The sequence below is a fragment of the Burkholderia sp. 4M9327F10 genome, from assembly GCF_005503145.1.
Lineage (GTDB): Bacteria > Pseudomonadota > Gammaproteobacteria > Burkholderiales > Burkholderiaceae > Paraburkholderia.
Genome location: NZ_SCNV01000061.1, coordinates 1 through 17,174 on the forward strand (window position 1 = coordinate 1; position 17,174 = coordinate 17,174).

At 64.5% G+C, this 17,174-nt stretch carries 16 protein-coding genes; 13 read left to right on the forward strand and 3 right to left on the reverse strand.

Annotated elements, in window-relative coordinates:
- The 4 genes from FFS45_RS34230 to FFS45_RS34245 form a co-directional block, all read left to right on the forward strand.
- Window positions 1-776, forward strand: a 776-nt coding sequence (locus FFS45_RS34230) for a DNA polymerase III subunit gamma/tau C-terminal domain-containing protein (protein ID WP_283204783.1), incomplete at its 5' end; no start/stop codon positions are given.
- A 60-nt stretch (window positions 777-836) separates the two neighbouring features.
- On the forward strand, window positions 837-1,163 hold the full coding sequence (locus FFS45_RS34235) for a YbaB/EbfC family nucleoid-associated protein (RefSeq protein WP_006048866.1): 327 nt from the start codon (window positions 837-839) through the stop codon (window positions 1,161-1,163).
- A gap of 226 nt (window positions 1,164-1,389) precedes the next feature.
- Window positions 1,390-1,986, forward strand: coding sequence for a recombination mediator RecR (recR, locus tag FFS45_RS34240; RefSeq protein WP_137959063.1), 597 nt, complete (start codon window positions 1,390-1,392; stop codon window positions 1,984-1,986).
- A 35-nt stretch (window positions 1,987-2,021) separates the two neighbouring features.
- Window positions 2,022-3,245 carry a CaiB/BaiF CoA-transferase family protein gene (locus tag FFS45_RS34245; RefSeq protein WP_137959064.1) on the forward strand — a complete coding sequence of 408 codons (1,224 nt, stop codon included), beginning with the start codon at window positions 2,022-2,024 and terminating at the stop codon, window positions 3,243-3,245.
- Window positions 3,246-3,253: 8 nt separating this feature from the next.
- On the opposite strand, the gene FFS45_RS34250 is transcribed toward FFS45_RS34245, so the two are convergent.
- Window positions 3,254-4,228, reverse strand: a complete 975-nt coding sequence (locus FFS45_RS34250) for an NADPH:quinone oxidoreductase family protein (RefSeq protein WP_137959065.1) — start codon at window positions 4,226-4,228, stop codon at window positions 3,254-3,256.
- Between the two features lie 149 nt (window positions 4,229-4,377).
- On the opposite strand from FFS45_RS34250, the gene surE reads away from it, so the two are divergent.
- Genes surE through FFS45_RS34275 form a run of 5 tightly spaced genes read left to right on the forward strand, consistent with a single transcriptional unit; the run spans window position 4,378 to window position 9,068 of the window.
- Window positions 4,378-5,136, forward strand: coding sequence for a 5'/3'-nucleotidase SurE (gene surE, locus FFS45_RS34255; protein ID WP_137959066.1), 759 nt, complete (start codon window positions 4,378-4,380; stop codon window positions 5,134-5,136).
- Entirely contained in the window at window positions 5,133-6,239 is a 1,107-nt protein-coding gene (locus FFS45_RS34260; RefSeq protein ID WP_137959067.1) for a protein-L-isoaspartate(D-aspartate) O-methyltransferase, read from the forward strand. The genes surE and FFS45_RS34260 overlap by 4 nt, the downstream gene beginning before the upstream one ends.
- A gap of 11 nt (window positions 6,240-6,250) precedes the next feature.
- Window positions 6,251-7,180 (forward strand): peptidoglycan DD-metalloendopeptidase family protein, encoded by a 930-nt coding sequence (locus FFS45_RS34265; protein ID WP_137959068.1) that lies wholly within the window; start codon window positions 6,251-6,253, stop codon window positions 7,178-7,180.
- Between the two features lie 11 nt (window positions 7,181-7,191).
- Window positions 7,192-8,286 carry an RNA polymerase sigma factor RpoS gene (rpoS, locus tag FFS45_RS34270; RefSeq protein ID WP_137959069.1) on the forward strand — a complete coding sequence of 365 codons (1,095 nt, stop codon included), beginning with the start codon at window positions 7,192-7,194 and terminating at the stop codon, window positions 8,284-8,286.
- Between the two features lie 5 nt (window positions 8,287-8,291).
- The gene (locus FFS45_RS34275; protein ID WP_137959070.1) at window positions 8,292-9,068 is read left to right on the forward strand and encodes a 3'-5' exonuclease; all 777 of its coding nucleotides are present in this window, start codon (window positions 8,292-8,294) and stop codon (window positions 9,066-9,068) included.
- Between the two features lie 39 nt (window positions 9,069-9,107).
- On the opposite strand, the gene FFS45_RS34280 is transcribed toward FFS45_RS34275, so the two are convergent.
- Entirely contained in the window at window positions 9,108-9,989 is an 882-nt protein-coding gene (locus tag FFS45_RS34280; protein ID WP_137959071.1) for an endonuclease/exonuclease/phosphatase family protein, read from the reverse strand.
- Between the two features lie 209 nt (window positions 9,990-10,198).
- On the opposite strand from FFS45_RS34280, the gene rlmD reads away from it, so the two are divergent.
- The gene (gene rlmD / locus FFS45_RS34285; RefSeq protein WP_249363036.1) at window positions 10,199-11,503 is read left to right on the forward strand and encodes a 23S rRNA (uracil(1939)-C(5))-methyltransferase RlmD; all 1,305 of its coding nucleotides are present in this window, start codon (window positions 10,199-10,201) and stop codon (window positions 11,501-11,503) included.
- Window positions 11,504-11,630: 127 nt separating this feature from the next.
- Here the strand turns inward: rlmD and FFS45_RS34290 are convergent, their stop codons facing one another.
- Window positions 11,631-12,530 (reverse strand): outer membrane protein assembly factor BamD, encoded by a 900-nt coding sequence (locus FFS45_RS34290; protein ID WP_137959073.1) that lies wholly within the window; start codon window positions 12,528-12,530, stop codon window positions 11,631-11,633.
- A gap of 38 nt (window positions 12,531-12,568) precedes the next feature.
- On the opposite strand from FFS45_RS34290, the gene FFS45_RS34295 reads away from it, so the two are divergent.
- From FFS45_RS34295 to phaC, 3 genes are all read left to right on the forward strand, one after another.
- Window positions 12,569-13,813: an RluA family pseudouridine synthase gene (locus FFS45_RS34295; RefSeq protein ID WP_137959074.1), complete on the forward strand. Its 1,245-nt coding sequence runs from the start codon at window positions 12,569-12,571 to the stop codon at window positions 13,811-13,813.
- 62 nt (window positions 13,814-13,875) lie between these two features.
- Complete coding sequence (gene pgeF, locus FFS45_RS34300; RefSeq protein ID WP_137959103.1) at window positions 13,876-14,706, forward strand: peptidoglycan editing factor PgeF; 831 nt, start codon at window positions 13,876-13,878, stop codon at window positions 14,704-14,706.
- A gap of 436 nt (window positions 14,707-15,142) precedes the next feature.
- A complete protein-coding gene (gene phaC / locus FFS45_RS34305) occupies window positions 15,143-17,002 on the forward strand; it encodes a class I poly(R)-hydroxyalkanoic acid synthase (RefSeq protein ID WP_137959075.1) in 1,860 nt (619 codons plus the stop codon).
- Window positions 17,003-17,174 lie beyond the last annotated feature (172 nt).

Consider the following 17,174-nt stretch of genomic DNA (forward strand, 5'->3'; position numbering starts at 1 on the left):
CAACCGTTGCGCCGAAGCCCGCCGCTCCGCGTGTGAACGTGCCGGTGCCCACCCCCGGCGCGCCGCGTCGCGCCCAGGAAGCCGCACCCGCACGCGGCCCGGCTTCCCCGGCCCCACGTAACGGGGCACAGGGCGCATATGGTGGGCAAAGCGGCGAGAGCTTGCCGCCGGTGGCGCCGTGGGACGACATGCCCCCCGACGACTACGTGCCGCTGTCGGCCGAGGACGATTACTTCGGGCCGCCCGACGACGGCTACATGCCGGTATTCGACGTCGGCCCCGATGACGTGCGTGTGCCGGCCGCCGCGCTCGCACCGGCGCCGCTCGACACGCGTCCGCTGCCGCCTGCCATCCCGCTCGACGCCATCGGCTTCGACGGCGACTGGCCGGCCCTCGCCGTGGGCCTCGCGCTCAAAGGCATTTCCTATCAGCTCGCCTTCAACAGCGAACTGATGGCGCTCGAAGGCGGCATGCTCAAGCTGAACGTGCCGGTCCCGCAGTATGCTGAAGCCTCGCAGGTCGCCAAGCTCAAGGTGGCGCTCGCCGAGCGTCTCGGCAAGGCGGTCGACGTGCAGGTCGAAGTCGGCCCGGCGCGCCGCACGGCAGCGGCGTTCGACGCGGCCGCCCGCGCCCAGCGTCAGAAGGACGCCGAGCGCGAAATCGGCGCCGATCCGTTTGTCCAGTCGCTGATCCGCGAGTTCGGCGCGAGCATCGTGCCCGGCTCGATCCGGCCAATCGCACCGGACGCCGCCGGCAGCACCTCGTCAACCCATTGATTAGCGGCGCACCATAGCGCCACATTCCCAAATTTCACGCTATCAAGAAGGAGCATGTCCATGATGAAAGGCCAACTCGCCGGGCTGATGAAGCAGGCCCAGCAGATGCAGGAAAACATGAAGAAGATGCAGGAGCAGCTTGCACAGATCGAGGTGGAAGGGCAGTCGGGCGCCGGTCTAGTCAAGGTGACGATGACGTGCAAGAACGACGTGCGCCGCGTCTCGATCGACCCGAGCCTGCTCGCTGACGACAAGGACATGCTGGAAGACCTCGTCGCCGCCGCATTTAACGACGCTGTGCGCAAAGCCGAAGCGACCGCCCAGGAAAAAATGGGCGGCATGACCTCGGGCCTGCCGCTGCCGCCGGGCTTCAAGCTGCCGTTCTGAGCGCAGGCTGGATAGGTTTTTGCTGTGCCGCTTTCATGCTGTGACGAAGCTGCGGCATGAAAGCTGCGGCGAGCGGACGCGCGCCGTCGGCCCGTCCATCGCTGCAAGTAACATCCAGGCCAAAGCAAGGCCAAAGCAACGCCAAAGCAAGGCCAAAGCAAGGCCAAAGCAAGGCCAAAGCCACGCCACACCCAGGTCACACCCACTTCGACACCGCCGATTCCGCATGAAACAACCCTCCGCCTTGTCGGCGCTTGTCGAAGCGCTGCGCGCGCTGCCCGGTGTCGGGCCGAAATCCGCGCAGCGCATGGCCTATCACCTGATGCAGCACGACCGCGAGGGCGCGGAAAAGCTCGGCCATGCGCTGCTGTTTGCGACCGGGCATCTGCAGCACTGCGAGAAGTGCAATACCTTCACCGAGGCGCAGATCTGCGAGGTCTGCAGCGACGAGGAACGCGATCCGACGCTGCTGTGTGTCGTCGAGACGCCCGCCGACCAGATCATGCTCGAACAGACCATGACCTATCGCGGCCTGTATTTCGTGCTGATGGGGCGGCTGAGCCCGCTCGACGGCATCGGCCCGAAGGAAATCCATTTCGACCGGCTCGTGAAGCGGGCTTCCGACGGCATCGTCAAGGAAGTCGTGCTCGCGACCAACTTCACCAACGAAGGTGAAGCGACCGCGCATTATCTCGGGCAGACGCTCAAGGCGCGCGGGCTCGCCGTGACGCGGCTGGCGCGCGGTGTGCCGGTGGGCGGCGAGCTCGAATATGTGGACGCAGGGACGATTGCGCGGGCGATGCTCGACCGGCGCTCGCTGTAGCCGCCGCGCTTCGCACAGATTGAGGAGACGACACCATGAGCGCAATCCCTGACGCGACACGTCCCAGCGGCCCGCTCGCGGGCGTGAAGGTGCTCGAACTCGGCACGCTGATCGCCGGCCCGTTCGCGGCGCGCTTTCTCGGCGAGTTCGGCGCCGACGTGATCAAGATCGAAGACCCGAAGGGCGGCGATCCGCTGCGCAAGTGGCGCAAGCTCTACCCCGAAGCCGGCGGCACGTCGCTCTGGTGGGCCGTGCAGGCGCGCAACAAGCGCTCCATTACGATCAATCTGAAGGCCGAAGAGGGCAAGGAGATCGTGCGGCGGCTGGCAAAAGAAGCCGACATTGTGGTCGAGAATTTTCGCCCTGGGCTGCTGGAAAAGCTCGGCCTCGGCTATGACGTGCTGTCAGCCGAAAACCCCGGCCTCGTGATGGTGCGTCTGTCCGGTTACGGACAGACGGGACCGTATCGCGACCGTCCTGGCTTCGGCGCGATCGCCGAATCGATGGGCGGTCTGCGCCATATCACCGGCTACCCGGATTTGCCGCCGCCGCGCATCGGCATTTCGATCGGCGATTCGATTGCTGCGCTGCATGGCGTGATCGGTGCGCTGATGGCGCTGCATCATCGCCAGGTGAACGGCGGCAAAGGGCAGGTGGTCGACGTCGCGCTCTACGAAGCGGTCTTCAACATGATGGAGAGCGTGGTGCCCGAGTACGGCGTCTACGGCATGGTGCGCGAGCGTACCGGCGCATCGCTGCCGGGCATCGTGCCGTCCAACACGTATCCGTGCCGCGACGGCAGCATCGTGATCGGCGGTAATAGCGATCCGATTTTCAGGCGGCTGATGCTCGCCATCGAACGCGAAGATCTCGCCAACGATCCGGCGCTCGCGCACAACGACGGCCGCGTGCCGCGCACCCAGGAAATCGATGCGGCGATTGCTGCCTGGCTTGCCACCCGCACCATCGACGAGGCGCTTGAAGTGCTGAACGGCGCGGATGTGCCGGTGGGCCGCATCTACAGCGTGGCGGATATGTTCACGGATCCGCAGTTCATGGCGCGTCAGATGATCCAGCGCTTCAAATGGCAGGACGGCAAGGAAATCACCTTGCCGTCGGTCACGCCGAAGCTCTCCGAAACGCCTGGCGAAACACGCTGGCTTGGCCCGGAGCTAGGCGAGCATACGGATGAGATCTTGCGCTCGCTCGGCTATGACGCCGGGCAGATTGCCAGCTTGCACGCGCAGCAGATTGTCTGAGCCCCGGCTTACGGCGTAATCACCACCTTGCCCACGACGCGGCGCTCGGCCATCTCCCGCAGCGCCCGCCCGGTTTCCTCGAGCGGATAGTGCGCCGAGACGTAGGGCCGCAGCTTGCCTTCGCCTATCCATCCGGTCATTTGCCTGAACGCTGCCGCGTTGTGCTGCGGCTCGCGTTTGGCGAAATCGCCCCAGAACACGCCGACGAGGCTGGCGCCTTTTAGCAGCGTCAGATTGAGCGGCAATCTGGGAATCTCACCGTTGGCAAAGCCCACGACGAGATAACGCCCGCGCCAGCCTATGCTGCGAAACGCCGGCTCGGCGTAAATTCCGCCGACCGGATCGTAGATCACGTCGGGCCCTTTACCGCCGGTGAGCGCCTTGATGCGCTCGCGCAGGTCTTCGGTGCTGTAGTTGATGGTGGCGTCGGCGCCGTGCTTCACGCAGATGGCGAGCTTTTCAGCGGAGGAGGCCGCGGCGATAACCCGCGCTCCGAGCGCCTTGCCGATCTCCACTGCCGCGAGTCCAACCCCGCCGGCCGCGCCCAGCACCAGCATCGTTTCGCCGGCCTTCAGCGCGCCGCGGTCGACCACCGCATGGTGCGATGTTCCGTATGCGAGCGTGAAGGCTGCCGCGATCGAGAAGTCGATGCCCTCGGCGAGCGGTACACAGGCGGCCGCTGGCGCAACGGCCTGCTCGGCAAAGCCGCCATAGCCCGTGAATGCCACGACGCGCGCACCCGGCTGAAACTGCGTCACCCCGGCGCCGACCGCGCGAACCACGCCAGCCACTTCCGAACCCGGCGTGAAAGGCAGCGGCGGCTTGACCTGGTATTTATTCTCGATGATCAGCACGTCGGGAAAATTCACGCTGGCCGCCTTGACGTCGATGACAACTTCACCGGCTTGCGGTGTCAGCTCAGGCAGATCGACGACCTCCAGGCTCTCAGGCGGGCCATACTGATTGCAGCGAATCGCGCGCATTTCGTCTCCATTTCGATCGGGGTTCAGCAAGGTATTCTGAAGTGTAAATCAAGCCGAACGACCGTGCGTTTTTTCCGCGCGGCGTAGGCCCGTTCCGCAATGCCCGGGCTGTCGTTCGCGCGTCTTCTTTCCTCGGTTACAATCGCCGCATGCGAATCCTACTCAGCAACGACGACGGTTATCTGGCGCCAGGCCTCGCTGCGCTTTATGAAGCGCTGAAGGCATTTGCCGATGTCACTGTGATGGCGCCCGAGCAGAACTGCAGCGGCGCCTCGAACTCCTTGACGCTCTCGCGGCCGCTATCGGTGCTGCGCTCGTCGACGGGTTTCTATTACGTGAACGGCACGCCGACCGATTCCGTGCATATCGCCCTGACCGGCATGCTGGACCACACGCCCGATCTGGTCGTCTCCGGTATCAACAACGGCCAGAACATGGGTGAGGACACGCTGTACTCGGGCACGGTCGCCGCGGCCACCGAGGGCATCATGTTCGGTGTGCCGGCCATTGCGTTTTCGCTGGTCGACAAGGACTGGGGGCATCTCGACGCCGCCACCCGCGTGGCCGCTGAAATCGTCGCGCATTATCTCGGGCATCCGCTGCCCGGCAACCCGTTGCTGAACGTCAATATTCCCAATCTGCCGTACGAGCAGCTTGGCGACTGGCGCATCACGCGTCTGGGCAAGCGGCATCCGTCGCAGCCGGTGATCCGCCAGACCAATCCGCGCGGCGAACCGATCTACTGGATCGGTCCGTCCGGCAGCGCGCGCGATGCGAGCGAGGGCACCGATTTCCATGCGGTTGCCAACGGCCATGTGTCGATCACGCCGCTGCAACTCGATCTGACCCATACCGACATGCTGCCCGCCGCGCGCGACTGGCTGCGCGCCGGGAGCGGCGCTTCATGACCAACGAGCGCGCAAAGCGCTTTCCGCTTGGCCTCGAGGATCTGGTGCGTGAGCCACGCCGGCCCGAAGGACGCCCCGGCGAGGTGCGCGCGGCAAATCTCGCTGCCGCCGCCGAGCCGCGTGCGGGCGGGGGGCGCGGCAAGACAGCGGTGCGCGGCGACGCAACGGCCAATCGCAGCACGGCGCGCGCGCCGGCCAAGGCGGCGGCGCCGGTGGTGGCGAAACCGGCTGTCAAGGTAACCAGCAATCTGGCCACCAAGCCGGCAGCCAACCTGACCACCAAGCCGGCCACCAAGCCGAGCGGCTCTTCCGTCAGTAAAACTGCTGCAGCCCTGGCTGCCTCGTCACCCGTCAGCCGGCCCGCACCCAAGCCGCTTGCCGCGCGTCCGAGCGTCAAACCCGCCAGGCCCGCCGAACGCAGCAGCGCGCCCAATGTGCCTTTGAACGGCGCACTCGCGCTGACTTCGGAACGGGTTCGCGAACGCATGGTCGAACGCCTGCGGGCAAACGGCATCACAGATCAGCGCGTGGTGCATGCGATGTCGGTGGTGCCGCGCCATATGTTCGTGGATCCGGGACTTGCTACCCAGGCCTATGAGGATGCGGCCTTGCCGATCGGTCATCACCAGACCATCTCCAAGCCTTCGGTGGTGGCGCGGATGATCGAGCTGGCCGCGGCCGGCCGCACGCTCACGAACGTGCTTGAGATCGGCACCGGCTGCGGTTATCAGGCGGCAGTGCTGAGCCAGGTTGCTCGCGATGTTTATTCGATTGAACGCATCAAACCGCTTTACGAGCGCGCCAAGACCAACTTGCGTCCGCTGCGCATTCCGAACATCCGGCTTCACTACGGTGACGGCCGCATCGGTCTGCCGGCTGCCGCGCCGTTCGACGCGATCGTGATCGCCGCAGCCGGACTCGATGTGCCGCAGGCGTTGCTCGAGCAGCTCGCCATCGGCGGGCGCCTCGTTGCGCCGGTCGGCACGCAGGACGGCCAGACGCAGCAGGTACTCACGCTCGTCGAGCGCACCGGACCGGCGCAGTGGCGCGAGTCGCGGCTTGATCGCGTTTTCTTTGTACCCTTAAAATCCGGAGTGATCTGAAACCGATGACCATGAGCAAGTTGCGCGCGATGCAAAAAACCAGCCTGAATGTCCACCTGACCGTAGCCCAGCGTAGCGTGTGCGTGGTCGCGCTCTCCCTGTTGACGGCCTGTGCGACACGGCTCGATAACGCGCCGGTCGTCGACAAATCCGGCGACCTCGGTACCCAGGCTGCGCAGCAGCCGGCGGCACCGGTGCCGCTGGGCCCGCCGCCTCCGGGTTATTACCGGGTGAAGCCGGGCGATACGCTGTACCGGATCGCGTTGGAGAACGGTCAGAACTATCGCGACATCGCGACGTGGAACAACCTGAGCAACCCGAACCAGATTGAAGTCGACCAGTTGCTGCGCGTGGCGCCTCCGGGTGCGAACGTTGCGGCGCTGACGCCGGGCGTGGCGACGTCGCCGATCGCCGGCGGCGGCGTGCAGACAGCGCCGCTTGGCAGTTCGCCGGCGCCGGGCCCAGGCGGCGCAGCCGGCGTGGCGTCAGTGCCGCCGGTCTACGGCGCGGGTTCGACCGCTACCACGATCCCGCCGCAACCGGCTGCGAGCGATTCGAGCGCGGCGCCCGCCAGCAACGTTGCTTTTGCATGGCCGGTGCGCGGTCCGATTCTCGGCACCTTCGACGATTCGGCCAACAAGGGCGTCAATATCGGCGGGGCTGCCGGCGATCCGGTGAAAGCGGCTGCCGATGGTCGCGTCGTTTATGCTGGAAATGGGCTGCGCGGTTACGGCAATCTCATTATCATCAAGCATGATGCAACTTATCTGACGGCGTATGCACATAACCGCGCTTTGATGGTAAAAGAGGGAGACGCGGTGACCAAGGGGCAGAAGATCGCCGAAATGGGCAATAGCGATTCGGACCGTGTGATGTTGCATTTCGAAGTTCGCCGACAGGGTAAGCCTGTCGACCCACTGAAGTATTTGCCGCCGCAATAAGCGATACGACCATGCCGAAATCGAAGCGCCGCCCGCCGCAAGCCGAGTCTGAGAACATCAGCCGCGCCACGCATGTCACGGTGGAGGACGGCGGTGCTTCGGAGATCGAAGACGATAGCGTCGACGATCTGGACAACGCACGCGACATCGACGAGCGCCAGGGCGGTGCGGAAGAGGGCGGCGAAGCGCGCGAAGGCGCAACCGACAGCGCGCCCGACGCCGACGATTTCCGCGCGCTGCTGCAGGCCGAACTGACCGCTGACACGATTCAGCACTACCTGAACCGGATTAGCGTCAAGCCGCTCTTGACGGTGGAAGAAGAGCAGCGCTATTCGCGGCTCGCCAAGGCGGGTGAATTCGAAGCGCGTCAGGTGATGATCGAGCGCAATCTGCGCCTTGTCGTCAGTATCGCGAAAGGTTATCTGAACCGCGGCGTGCCGCTGCTCGATCTGATCGAAGAGGGCAACCTCGGCTTGATGCACGCCATCGAGAAGTTCGATCCTACACGCGGCTTCCGTTTCTCCACGTACGCCACTTGGTGGATCCGTCAGAGCATCGAGCGCGCCATCATGAACCAGGCGCGCACCGTGCGTCTGCCGGTGCACGTGATCCGTGAGCTCAATCAGGTGCTGCGCGCCAAGCGCCATCTGGAAAAGAATTCGATGAACTCCGGCGAAGCGGCCGATCGCCGTGACGCCAGCATCGACGATATCGCGTACCTGACCGGCAAGACCACCGACGAAGTCACCGACATCCTGGCGCTGAACGAGCACACTGCTTCGCTCGACGCGCCGCTCGATCTCGATCCGGCGAGCAGCCTGCTCGATCTGCTGTCCGACGACCAGAGCCAGTCTCCGGATGCCGAGGTGCAGCACCGCGAACTGGAAACCCTGACGCGTGCGTGGCTGGCCCGTCTCTCGGACAAGCATCGCCATGTGATCGAGCGCCGCTTCGGCCTCAACCATATCGAGCCGGCCACGCTCGAAGAGCTGGCCGATGAAATGGGCCTCACGCGCGAGCGTGTGCGCCAGATCCAGCAGGAAGCGCTGGTTCGCCTGAAGCGCTTCTTTGCCTCCAACGGTGTGCGCAAGGACGCCGTTTTATAAAACCGATGACACCGATTCTTGTTTTCGACATCGAGACGATTCCCGATGTCGCCGGCATTCGCCGCCTCGAAGATTTGCCCGCCACGCTGAGCGACGCCGAAGTCGCCGAGCATGCCTTTGCCGCGCGCCGCGAAAAGACCGGCAGCGATTTTCTGCCGCATCACCTGCAACGGATTGCGGCCATCTCCTGCGTGTTTCGCGACAACAACGGCTTCCGGGTGCGCTCGCTCGGCACGCTGGAAGACGGGGAAGCCGCGCTCGTGCAGTCGTTCTACCGGGTGATCGAGAAGTACACGCCGCAACTGGTGTCGTGGAACGGCGGCGGTTTCGATTTGCCGGTGCTGAACTATCGGGCGCTCGTCAACGGGATTCCGGCGAGCCGCTTCTGGGATCTCGGCGAGGACGACCGCGAGTTCAAGTGGAACAACTACATCAGCCGCTACCACGCGCGCCACACGGACCTGATGGACGTGCTGGCGATGTACCAGGCGCGCGCCAATGCGCCGCTCGATGCACTTGCCAAACTATGCGGCTTTCCCGGCAAGCTCGGCATGGACGGCGGCCAGGTGTGGCATGCGTTCCAGGCTGGCCGCATCGAAGAAATTCGCAATTACTGCGAGACCGATGTGGTCAATACGTATCTGCTGTATTGCCGTTTCCAGCTGATGCGCGGCGGCTTCTCCGCCGAGGAGTACGCGGACGAGATCGCGCTGGTGAAAAGCTCGCTCGCGCAGGAGCCGGCGGCGCACTGGGCAGAGTATCTGGCGGCGTTCGACGACTAGCCGGCGCCTGCCGGTTGCCGTTGACCGCATTTCGCGCCTTCAGTCGAGCTCCAGCAGGATCGGTTGATGATCCGACGCCTGCGTCACGCCATCAATCTCGCAACGGCGCAGCCGGCCCCGCAGATCCTCGGTGACGAAGATGAAGTCACAGGTCAGAGGACCGGATGACCACTGCACCTTGTCGTAAACCCCAGCCGTCGGTGGTGGGGTTTCGCCCGGATGCAGCGCTGTCCACGCATCGATAAAAGCCGGGCTGTCCGGCAGCGGCGCCAGCATGCGCCGATAAGCGTCGCTTTCAAACGCGCTGTTGAAATCGCCGCAGACGACTGCGCTGACCGGTCGCGAGGTGTCCACGAACGGCCCCGCGGCGTTCTCCGCTTTTGCCGGATGCGCTGCGTGTCCCGCCGCCTCTAGTTGCAACCCGCGCAGCGCGTCGACTTGCGCGAGCCGCTGGTTCAGCGAATAGAACTCCAGATGCGTCACCAGCACCCGCAGCGGACCATCCGGCGCTTGCAGCACCACTTCCAGCACCGCGCGCTGCATCGATGGTGCAGCCGGGTCGGCGGGCCACGGCAGTGCGTGCCGGGTGACGCGTTCGACCGGCAGGCGCGTCGCCAGCGCGTTGCCGAACTGCCGGCGGGAAGCTCCCTGCGTCGCGGATGCCGCGGGTGTCGCTGTCGTGAGCGGCGGCAAATCGGCGCCGATCGCCTCGAACACGCTAAAGCCGGGCAGGGCCGCCGCGAGTTCGGCGAACTGGTCGCCGCCCGGATGCCCCGGCAGCGCGCCGAAGCCGCGTGTGACCTCCTGCAGGCATAGCACGTCGAAATCGAGCAGCCGGCGCGCCTGCGCAAGCGTGCGTGCAAGGTCCACCTCGCCCACGGCGTTGCGTCCCCACTGGACATTCCAGCTTATCAGTCGCATCGTCAAATCTCCGTCGCCGGTTGTGGTTCGTCTACAATCTCGCCTTCCCCCAATAGTCTGTCAGGAAGCCGCAGGTGTCTCAGATTGCCCCCAATCGTGCCTCGAACCGCTCGTCGCGAGGCAAGAAAAAAGCGTCCGCCGAAGCCGGCGCATCCGGCGCGGCCGCCGCGCCTGTTATCGCCCCGATTCTCGACGTCGAATCGCTCGACATGGAAGCGCGCGGCGTAGGCCGGACCGTCAACGAAGACGGTACACCGGGCAAGGTGATTTTCGTCGAGGGCGCATTGCCCGGCGAGCGTGTGACCTATTTGAGCTATCGCAGGAAGCCGAGTTTCGAGCAGGCAGAAGTGGTCGACGTGCTGCGCGAGAGCGTGATCCGCACGAAGCCGCAATGCCAGTTCTTCGGCATCTGCGGCGGTTGCTCGATGCAGCATCTGGATGTGCGCGCGCAGATCGCCGTCAAGCAGCGCGTGCTCGAAGACAACCTGGCCCATCTGGCCAGGCTGCGGCCCGAGACGGTGTACCGGCCGATTCACGGCCCGACATGGGGCTACCGCTACCGGGCGCGCCTGACCGTGCGCCACGTGGCCAAGAAGGGCGGCGTGCTGGTGGGCTTCCACGAGCGCAAGAGCAGCTTTATCGCCGACATGACCTCCTGCGAGGTGTTGCCGCCGCACGTCTCGGCGATGCTGGTGCCGCTGCGCCGGCTGGTCGAGGGGCTGTCGATTCGCGAGCGCATGCCGCAGATCGAGCTCGCCGTCGGCTCGACGGTGACGGCGCTGGTGCTGCGCATTCTGGAGCCGATCAACGCCGCTGACGAGCAACTGCTGCGCGAGTTCGCCGATGCGCACAACGTGCAGTTCTGGTTGCAGCCGCAAGGACCGGACTCGGTTACGCCGTTCTATCCGCTTGACGCCCGGCTCGACTACACGCTGCCGGAGTACGACATCCGCATGCCGTTCAAGCCGACCGACTTCACGCAGGTCAACCACCAGATCAACCGCGTGCTGGTGGGCCGCGCGCTGCGCCTGCTGGCGCCCTCGCGCGACGACCGGGTACTGGATCTGTTCTGCGGCATCGGCAACTTCACGCTGCCGCTCGCGCGGATCTCGAAGGAAGTGGTGGGCATCGAGGGCAGCGAAATCCTGACCACACGCGCACTCGCGAATGCCGAGGAAAACGGCGTGGCGGGACACACGTCGTTCGCCTGCCGGAACCTCTTCGAGGTCACCGCCGACGACATCCGTGCACTCGGTCATTTCGATAAATTCCTCATCGACCCGCCGCGCGAAGGCGCACTGGCGGTATCGAAGGCGCTCGCCGAGATCGCCCAGAGCGGTGAAGGCCCGCTGCCGAAGCGCATCGTCTACGTGTCCTGCAATCCGTCGACGCTGGCACGCGACGCGGGCTTGCTGGTTCACGAGGCCGGTTACCGGCTCAAGGGCGCGGGCGTGGTCAATATGTTCCCGCACACCTCGCATGTGGAGTCGATTGCACTGTTCGAGCGCGACTGATCGGGAAGATGGCTGACGGCCCAGCGGCCGTCGTCCGCGTGCTTGCTTGCCCGTACGCAAACAGGCCCGGCACAAACAAAAACGCCACGACGTTAGGGTCGTGGCGTTTTTTTGTGTGGCGTGAGGCTTAGAACTGCCACCACGATTTTTGCGCTCCCGGCCGGGCATGACCGGTGATGTACGGGCTATCCGGGAAGGTGCCGGCCAGCACGCGCTTCGTATCGTCGGCCAATTGCGGCTGATTCAGTTTCTGATACGAGAGCATCATGATGTGCAGTGCGTCTTCGATGGCCGGCGCATTGCGGTAGTCCTTGATGGCAAGCTGCGCGCGGTTGATGGCCGCAACGTACGCGCCACGACGGTAGTAGTAGTCCGCCGCATGGACTTCGTGCGACGCCAGCGCATTCACGATATAGCGCATGCGTTGTGCCGAATCCGGTGCGTATTTGCTGTTCGGATACTTGTCGACCACCACCTTGAACGCGTCATACGATTCGCGCAGCGACTTCGGATCGCGCTCGCTCATGTCCTGGCCGGAGAAGCGGCCGAACAGACCCAGGTCGTCGTTGAAGTTGATCATGCCCTTGAGGTAGTACGCGTAGGCAATATCAGGGTGACCCGGGTGCAACTGGATGAAGCGGTCGATAGCCTGGTTGGCGGCGTCGTTTTCGCTGTCTTTCCAGTTGCAGTAGGCGACGTTGATCTGCGCCTGCTGGGCAAAGTGGCCGAACGGATCGCGACCCTCAAGCATTTCGAAGTATTTCGCGCACTTGCCCCAGTCGCCACCGGACAGGGCGTCCTGCGCCTCCGTATATAATTTGTTGTTCGCCCACGTTGCCGTTTCATCGGTCTTTTCCGGCAGGCCATGGCAGGCCGCCACAATCGTGACGGCAACGAGGCAGGCCAGATAGCGCGCCACCCGGGAGACGGTGCTCCGTACCGTTGTGCGGGCTGCGGTCTTGGTGGCCGCCGTGCTTGGGGCCGCCGTCTTTTGGGCCAATTCGGTAATGATATTCAAGGCTCGCATTTTCCAGTCTAGCTTTACGTCCAGGTGACCCAGACTCAATGACCCGTTCAAATAATCCGGTTCCCGCTACTGGTACCCGGAATAGCAACAAAGATTATAGCCCAAGCGCTGACCCCTCCGACGCGTTGGGTAGTGATTCGTTAGACGACGATCTTGACGGCGACGCGCTCGTGCCGCAGCAGGCCGCGAGCGAGGTGCCGACCGTGGCCAGCAAAGCCGTGGACAACACGCCGCGCGTCGTCACCGTGCCCGACGAGCTGGCCGGTGAGCGGCTCGACAAGGTGCTCGCCAAAGTCTTTCCGGAGTTTTCGCGCAACCGGCTGCAAAGCTGGATCGAAGCGGAGCGCGTGCGGGTGGACGGCGTGCCCGCGAAGATTCGCCAACCGGTGCCGCTTGGCGCGAGCATCGAGCTTGTACCCGATCTGCTGCCCGAGCAACTGGCGTTTACGCCTGAGCCGGTGCCGCTGGATGTCGTCTACGAGGACGACACGCTGGTTGTCATCAACAAGCCCGCCGGCATGGTGGTGCATCCCGCCGCCGGTAACTGGAGCGGCACTGTCCTGAACGGCTTGCTGCATCGCTATGGCGAGGCGGCGGCCGGCTTGCCGCGCGCCGGCATCGTGCACCGCCTCGACAAGGAGACGTCCGGGCTGATGGTGGTGGCGCGCACGCTCGAGGCGCAGACCGACCTTGTGCGGCAACTGCAGGCGCGCACCGTCAAGCGCCGCTATCTGGCGCTGGTGTGGGGCACCATGCCGGAAGAGGGCACGATCGATGCGCCGATCGGCCGCGATCCGCGCGAGCGCACCCGCATGGCGGTGGTCACGAGTGCAGCGGGCAAACCCGCGCGCACGCATTTCCGGCGCGTCGACACGGTGATCTGGCAACGCCAGCCGGTGTCGGCGATCCACTGCGACCTCGAAACGGGACGGACTCACCAGATTCGCGTGCATTGCGCGCATGTCGGTCACCCGTTGCTGGGCGATCCGGTCTATGGGCGCGCGCGCGGCAAGCGCTCGGTCACGCCGCTGCCGGACGGTTTCGCGCGCCAGGCGCTGCACGCGTGGCGCCTCGGCCTGATCCATCCGCAGACCGGCCGCGACATGCAATGGCGCGCCGAGGTGCCGGAGGACATGGCCGCATTGTCCGCCGCACTCGGGCTCGGACGTGACGACGAAGGCGAGTTCGACGAGTCGTATTACGAAGATGAGGAAGCGCAAGGTTACGAAGCATCCTTCGATGACGGATTCGATGATGACGACGATGAGGACGATCACGCATGACGCAGCCTGAATCGAGCCGGCCCGAGGGCGTGTTGGATGGGGCGGCGCCACCTGGATCCGCGATGCCTGCGCTGACGCTTGCCGATGTGCTGCAACCGGCCTGGCGAGTCGCACCGCGCGTGCGTACGCTCGTGACCACCCGCAACGGCGGCGTGAGCTTGCCCCCATACGGCGGTTGGCGCGCTGGCGCCGATCAGCCGGGAGGCCTGAACCTTGGCCGGCTGGCCGGTGACGATCCGGTCTGCGTGGCAGAGAACCGCGCCCGTCTGATGGCTCTGACGGACGGCGCCGAGGCGGCGTGGCTCGAGCAGGTTCACGGCGCGGAAGTCGTCGACGCGCACGAAGTGCTGATGCGGGCCCGGGAGGGCGCACCGATGATGCGCGCCGATGCGAGCGTGACCGACCGGCCGGGCACGATCTGCGTGGTGATGATCGCCGACTGCATGCCCGTTCTGATCTGCGATGCCGAAGGCCGTGCCGTGGGCGCTGCGCACGCGGGCTGGCGCGGCCTCGCAGCGGGTGTGATCGAGAAGACCGCGCAGCGCGTGGCCGAACTCGCCGGCACGCAGGCCGGCTTGTTGCATGCGTACCTTGGACCGTCCATCGGACCGCAGGCATTCGAGGTTGGCGCAGACGTGCGTGACGCCTTCATGGATGGCGCTGATATAACCGAACGTGAAGCCACGGCTCGGGCATTCGTGCCGCGCCCGGGCGCAGCGGGCAAATATCTCGCTGATCTTCCCGCGCTGGCGCGTTTGCGCTTGCATCGGTCGGGTGTGACCGCAATTAGCGGCGGCGATGCATGCACGGTGACTGAGCGCGAACGCTTTTATTCGTATCGGCGCGATCGCGTGACGGGCCGCATGGCCGCAATGATCTGGCTAGCGGATTAACAGGCGGAGTGGCTTGCCTCTCGGCGAGCCAGAGCAGGCGGGGCGCATAAGGGTTTGTTCGGGGGCGCGGCGGGCATTTTTGTTGCGCCGCCGAAGCGCATGCGCCAATCGCGGTGTGGCGAATACAGCGCGCCGAAAATCGCCGCCACGCTTTGCGTTAAATCCAGAAAAGGCCCTGTAATACGGGCCTTTTACATTTCCTGAACATTTGCTCAAGCCCGTCTCAATAACGCGATGAAATACATGGGGAAAACGATAATTAAAAAAGTATCGCACTGCGGCAAAATCGGGAACAAGCATTGACATGCCTTGCGATGGGGAGCAAAAATGTCCCCCACACACGGGACAGGGCGTGACGAGGTCGCGAGCAATCGCCCACGTGCGCTGGAAACCTGCCTCTCAACCGTCCGCGAGGACTCACCGGTCAAAAGCAGGTATGGCAGCATCACAACATTCCTCGACTTCCTCAAGCACGGACTCCACGACGGAGCGTACCCAGCAGCAGGCCGGTGCAGGTTCCGCCGGACCGCAGCAGTTATTCGACGCGTGGATGAACGCGTGGCGTTCCCTTGGGGTGCCCGGTGCAGGCCAGGGTGGGGCATTCCAGATGCCACAGATGCCCGCTATGCCGGCCATGCCCGACTTCGGCAATGCCGCCGCAGCCATGGCGCCGTTTGCCGGCCTCAAGCTGCCCACGGCGGCGATTCCCACGGAGCATCTGCAGAAACTGCAAGCCGACTATTCGCGTGAAGCGATGCAGTTGATCCAGCAGGCGGCCGACGCCACGCCGAAGATTCCCGAACTCAAGGATCGCCGCTTCAGTTCGGACGCGTGGAGCGCCTCGCCGGCGTATGCGTTTACCGCCGCGTGGTATCTGCTCAACGCACGCTATCTGCAGGAACTGGTCGATGCGCTCGACGCCGAGCCGAAGGTGCGTGAGCGGATTCGCTTCGCGGTTCAGCAATGGACGGCTGCCGCTTCGCCAAGCAACTTTTTCGCACTCAATCCTGAAGCACAGAAGACCTTGCTGGAAAGCCGCGGCGAGAGTCTGCGCCAAGGCGTTGCCAACCTGCTGGGCGACCTGCAGCGCGGCAAGATTTCGCAGACGGATGAGTCGCGCTTCGTGGTCGGCAAGAATCTCGCGAACACCGAAGGCTCGGTGGTGTTCGAGAACGACCTGATCCAGTTGATCCAGTACAAGCCGCGTACGGCGAGTGTGCGCGAGCGGCCGCTCCTGATCGTGCCGCCTTGCATCAACAAGTTCTATATCCTCGATCTGCAACCCGAAAACTCGCTTGTCGCGCATGGGCTCGAGTCCGGACACCAGGTCTTCCTGATTTCATGGCGCAACGCAGACGCATCGATCGCGCATAAGACGTGGGACGACTACACGGAAGAAGGTGTGCTTACCGCGATCGACACCGTGCGCAAGATCAGCGCGCGCGAGCAGATCAACACGCTGGGTTTCTGCGTCGGCGGCACGCTGCTCGCCACGGCGCTTGCGGTAGCAGCGACGCGCGGCGAACATCCGGCCGCTTCGATGACGCTGCTCACCGCCATGCTCGACTTCTCGGACACGGGTGTGCTTGACGTGTTCGTCGACGAAGCGCATGTGCAGATGCGCGAACAGACCATCGGCGGCAAGAACGGTGCGCAACCGGGTTTGATGCGCGGCATCGAGTTCGCCAATGCGTTCTCGTTCCTGCGCCCGAACGATCTCGTGTGGAACTATGTCGTCGACAACTATCTAAAGGGTCGCACGCCGATGCCGTTCGACCTGCTGTACTGGAACAGCGATTCGACGAGTTTGCCTGGTCCGATGTATGTCTGGTATCTGCGCAATACGTATCTGGAGAATCGTCTGCGCGAGCCGGGTGCGTTGACGGTGTGCGGCGAGAAGGTGGACCTGTCGCTGATCGACGTGCCGACCTTCATCTACGGTTCACGCGAAGACCATATCGTGCCGTGGCGCACGGCTTACGCTTCGGTGCCGTTGCTGAGCGGGCCGCTCGAGTTCGTGCTCGGCGCATCGGGGCATATCGCGGGCGTGATCAATCCGCCTGCCAAGAACAAGCGCAACTACTGGGTGCTCCAGACCGAGGACAGGCATTTGCCGGAGAACCCGGACGACTGGTTCGAAGAGGCAACGGAAGTGCCCGGCAGCTGGTGGCCCGAGTGGACCCGCTGGCTCGATCAGTATGGCGGGAAGAAGGTCAAGTCGCGCGCCACCGCGGGCTCGGCCGAGTTTCCGGTAATCGAGGCAGCGCCCGGCCGTTATGTGATGCAACGCGAGTGACATGCCGTAGACGAATGGCCGCGTAGGGCTGTGCAGGAGTTGTGTAGCGGCAGCGCAGCGGCGGGCCAGAGCGGTTAGAGTGGTGACAGGGTTTGAGCGGCACGGTGCAGGTGAATGGATTTTTAACTTGACGGGCGGCGGAGCGACTGGCCGCAAAGTCCGGAGGAAATTG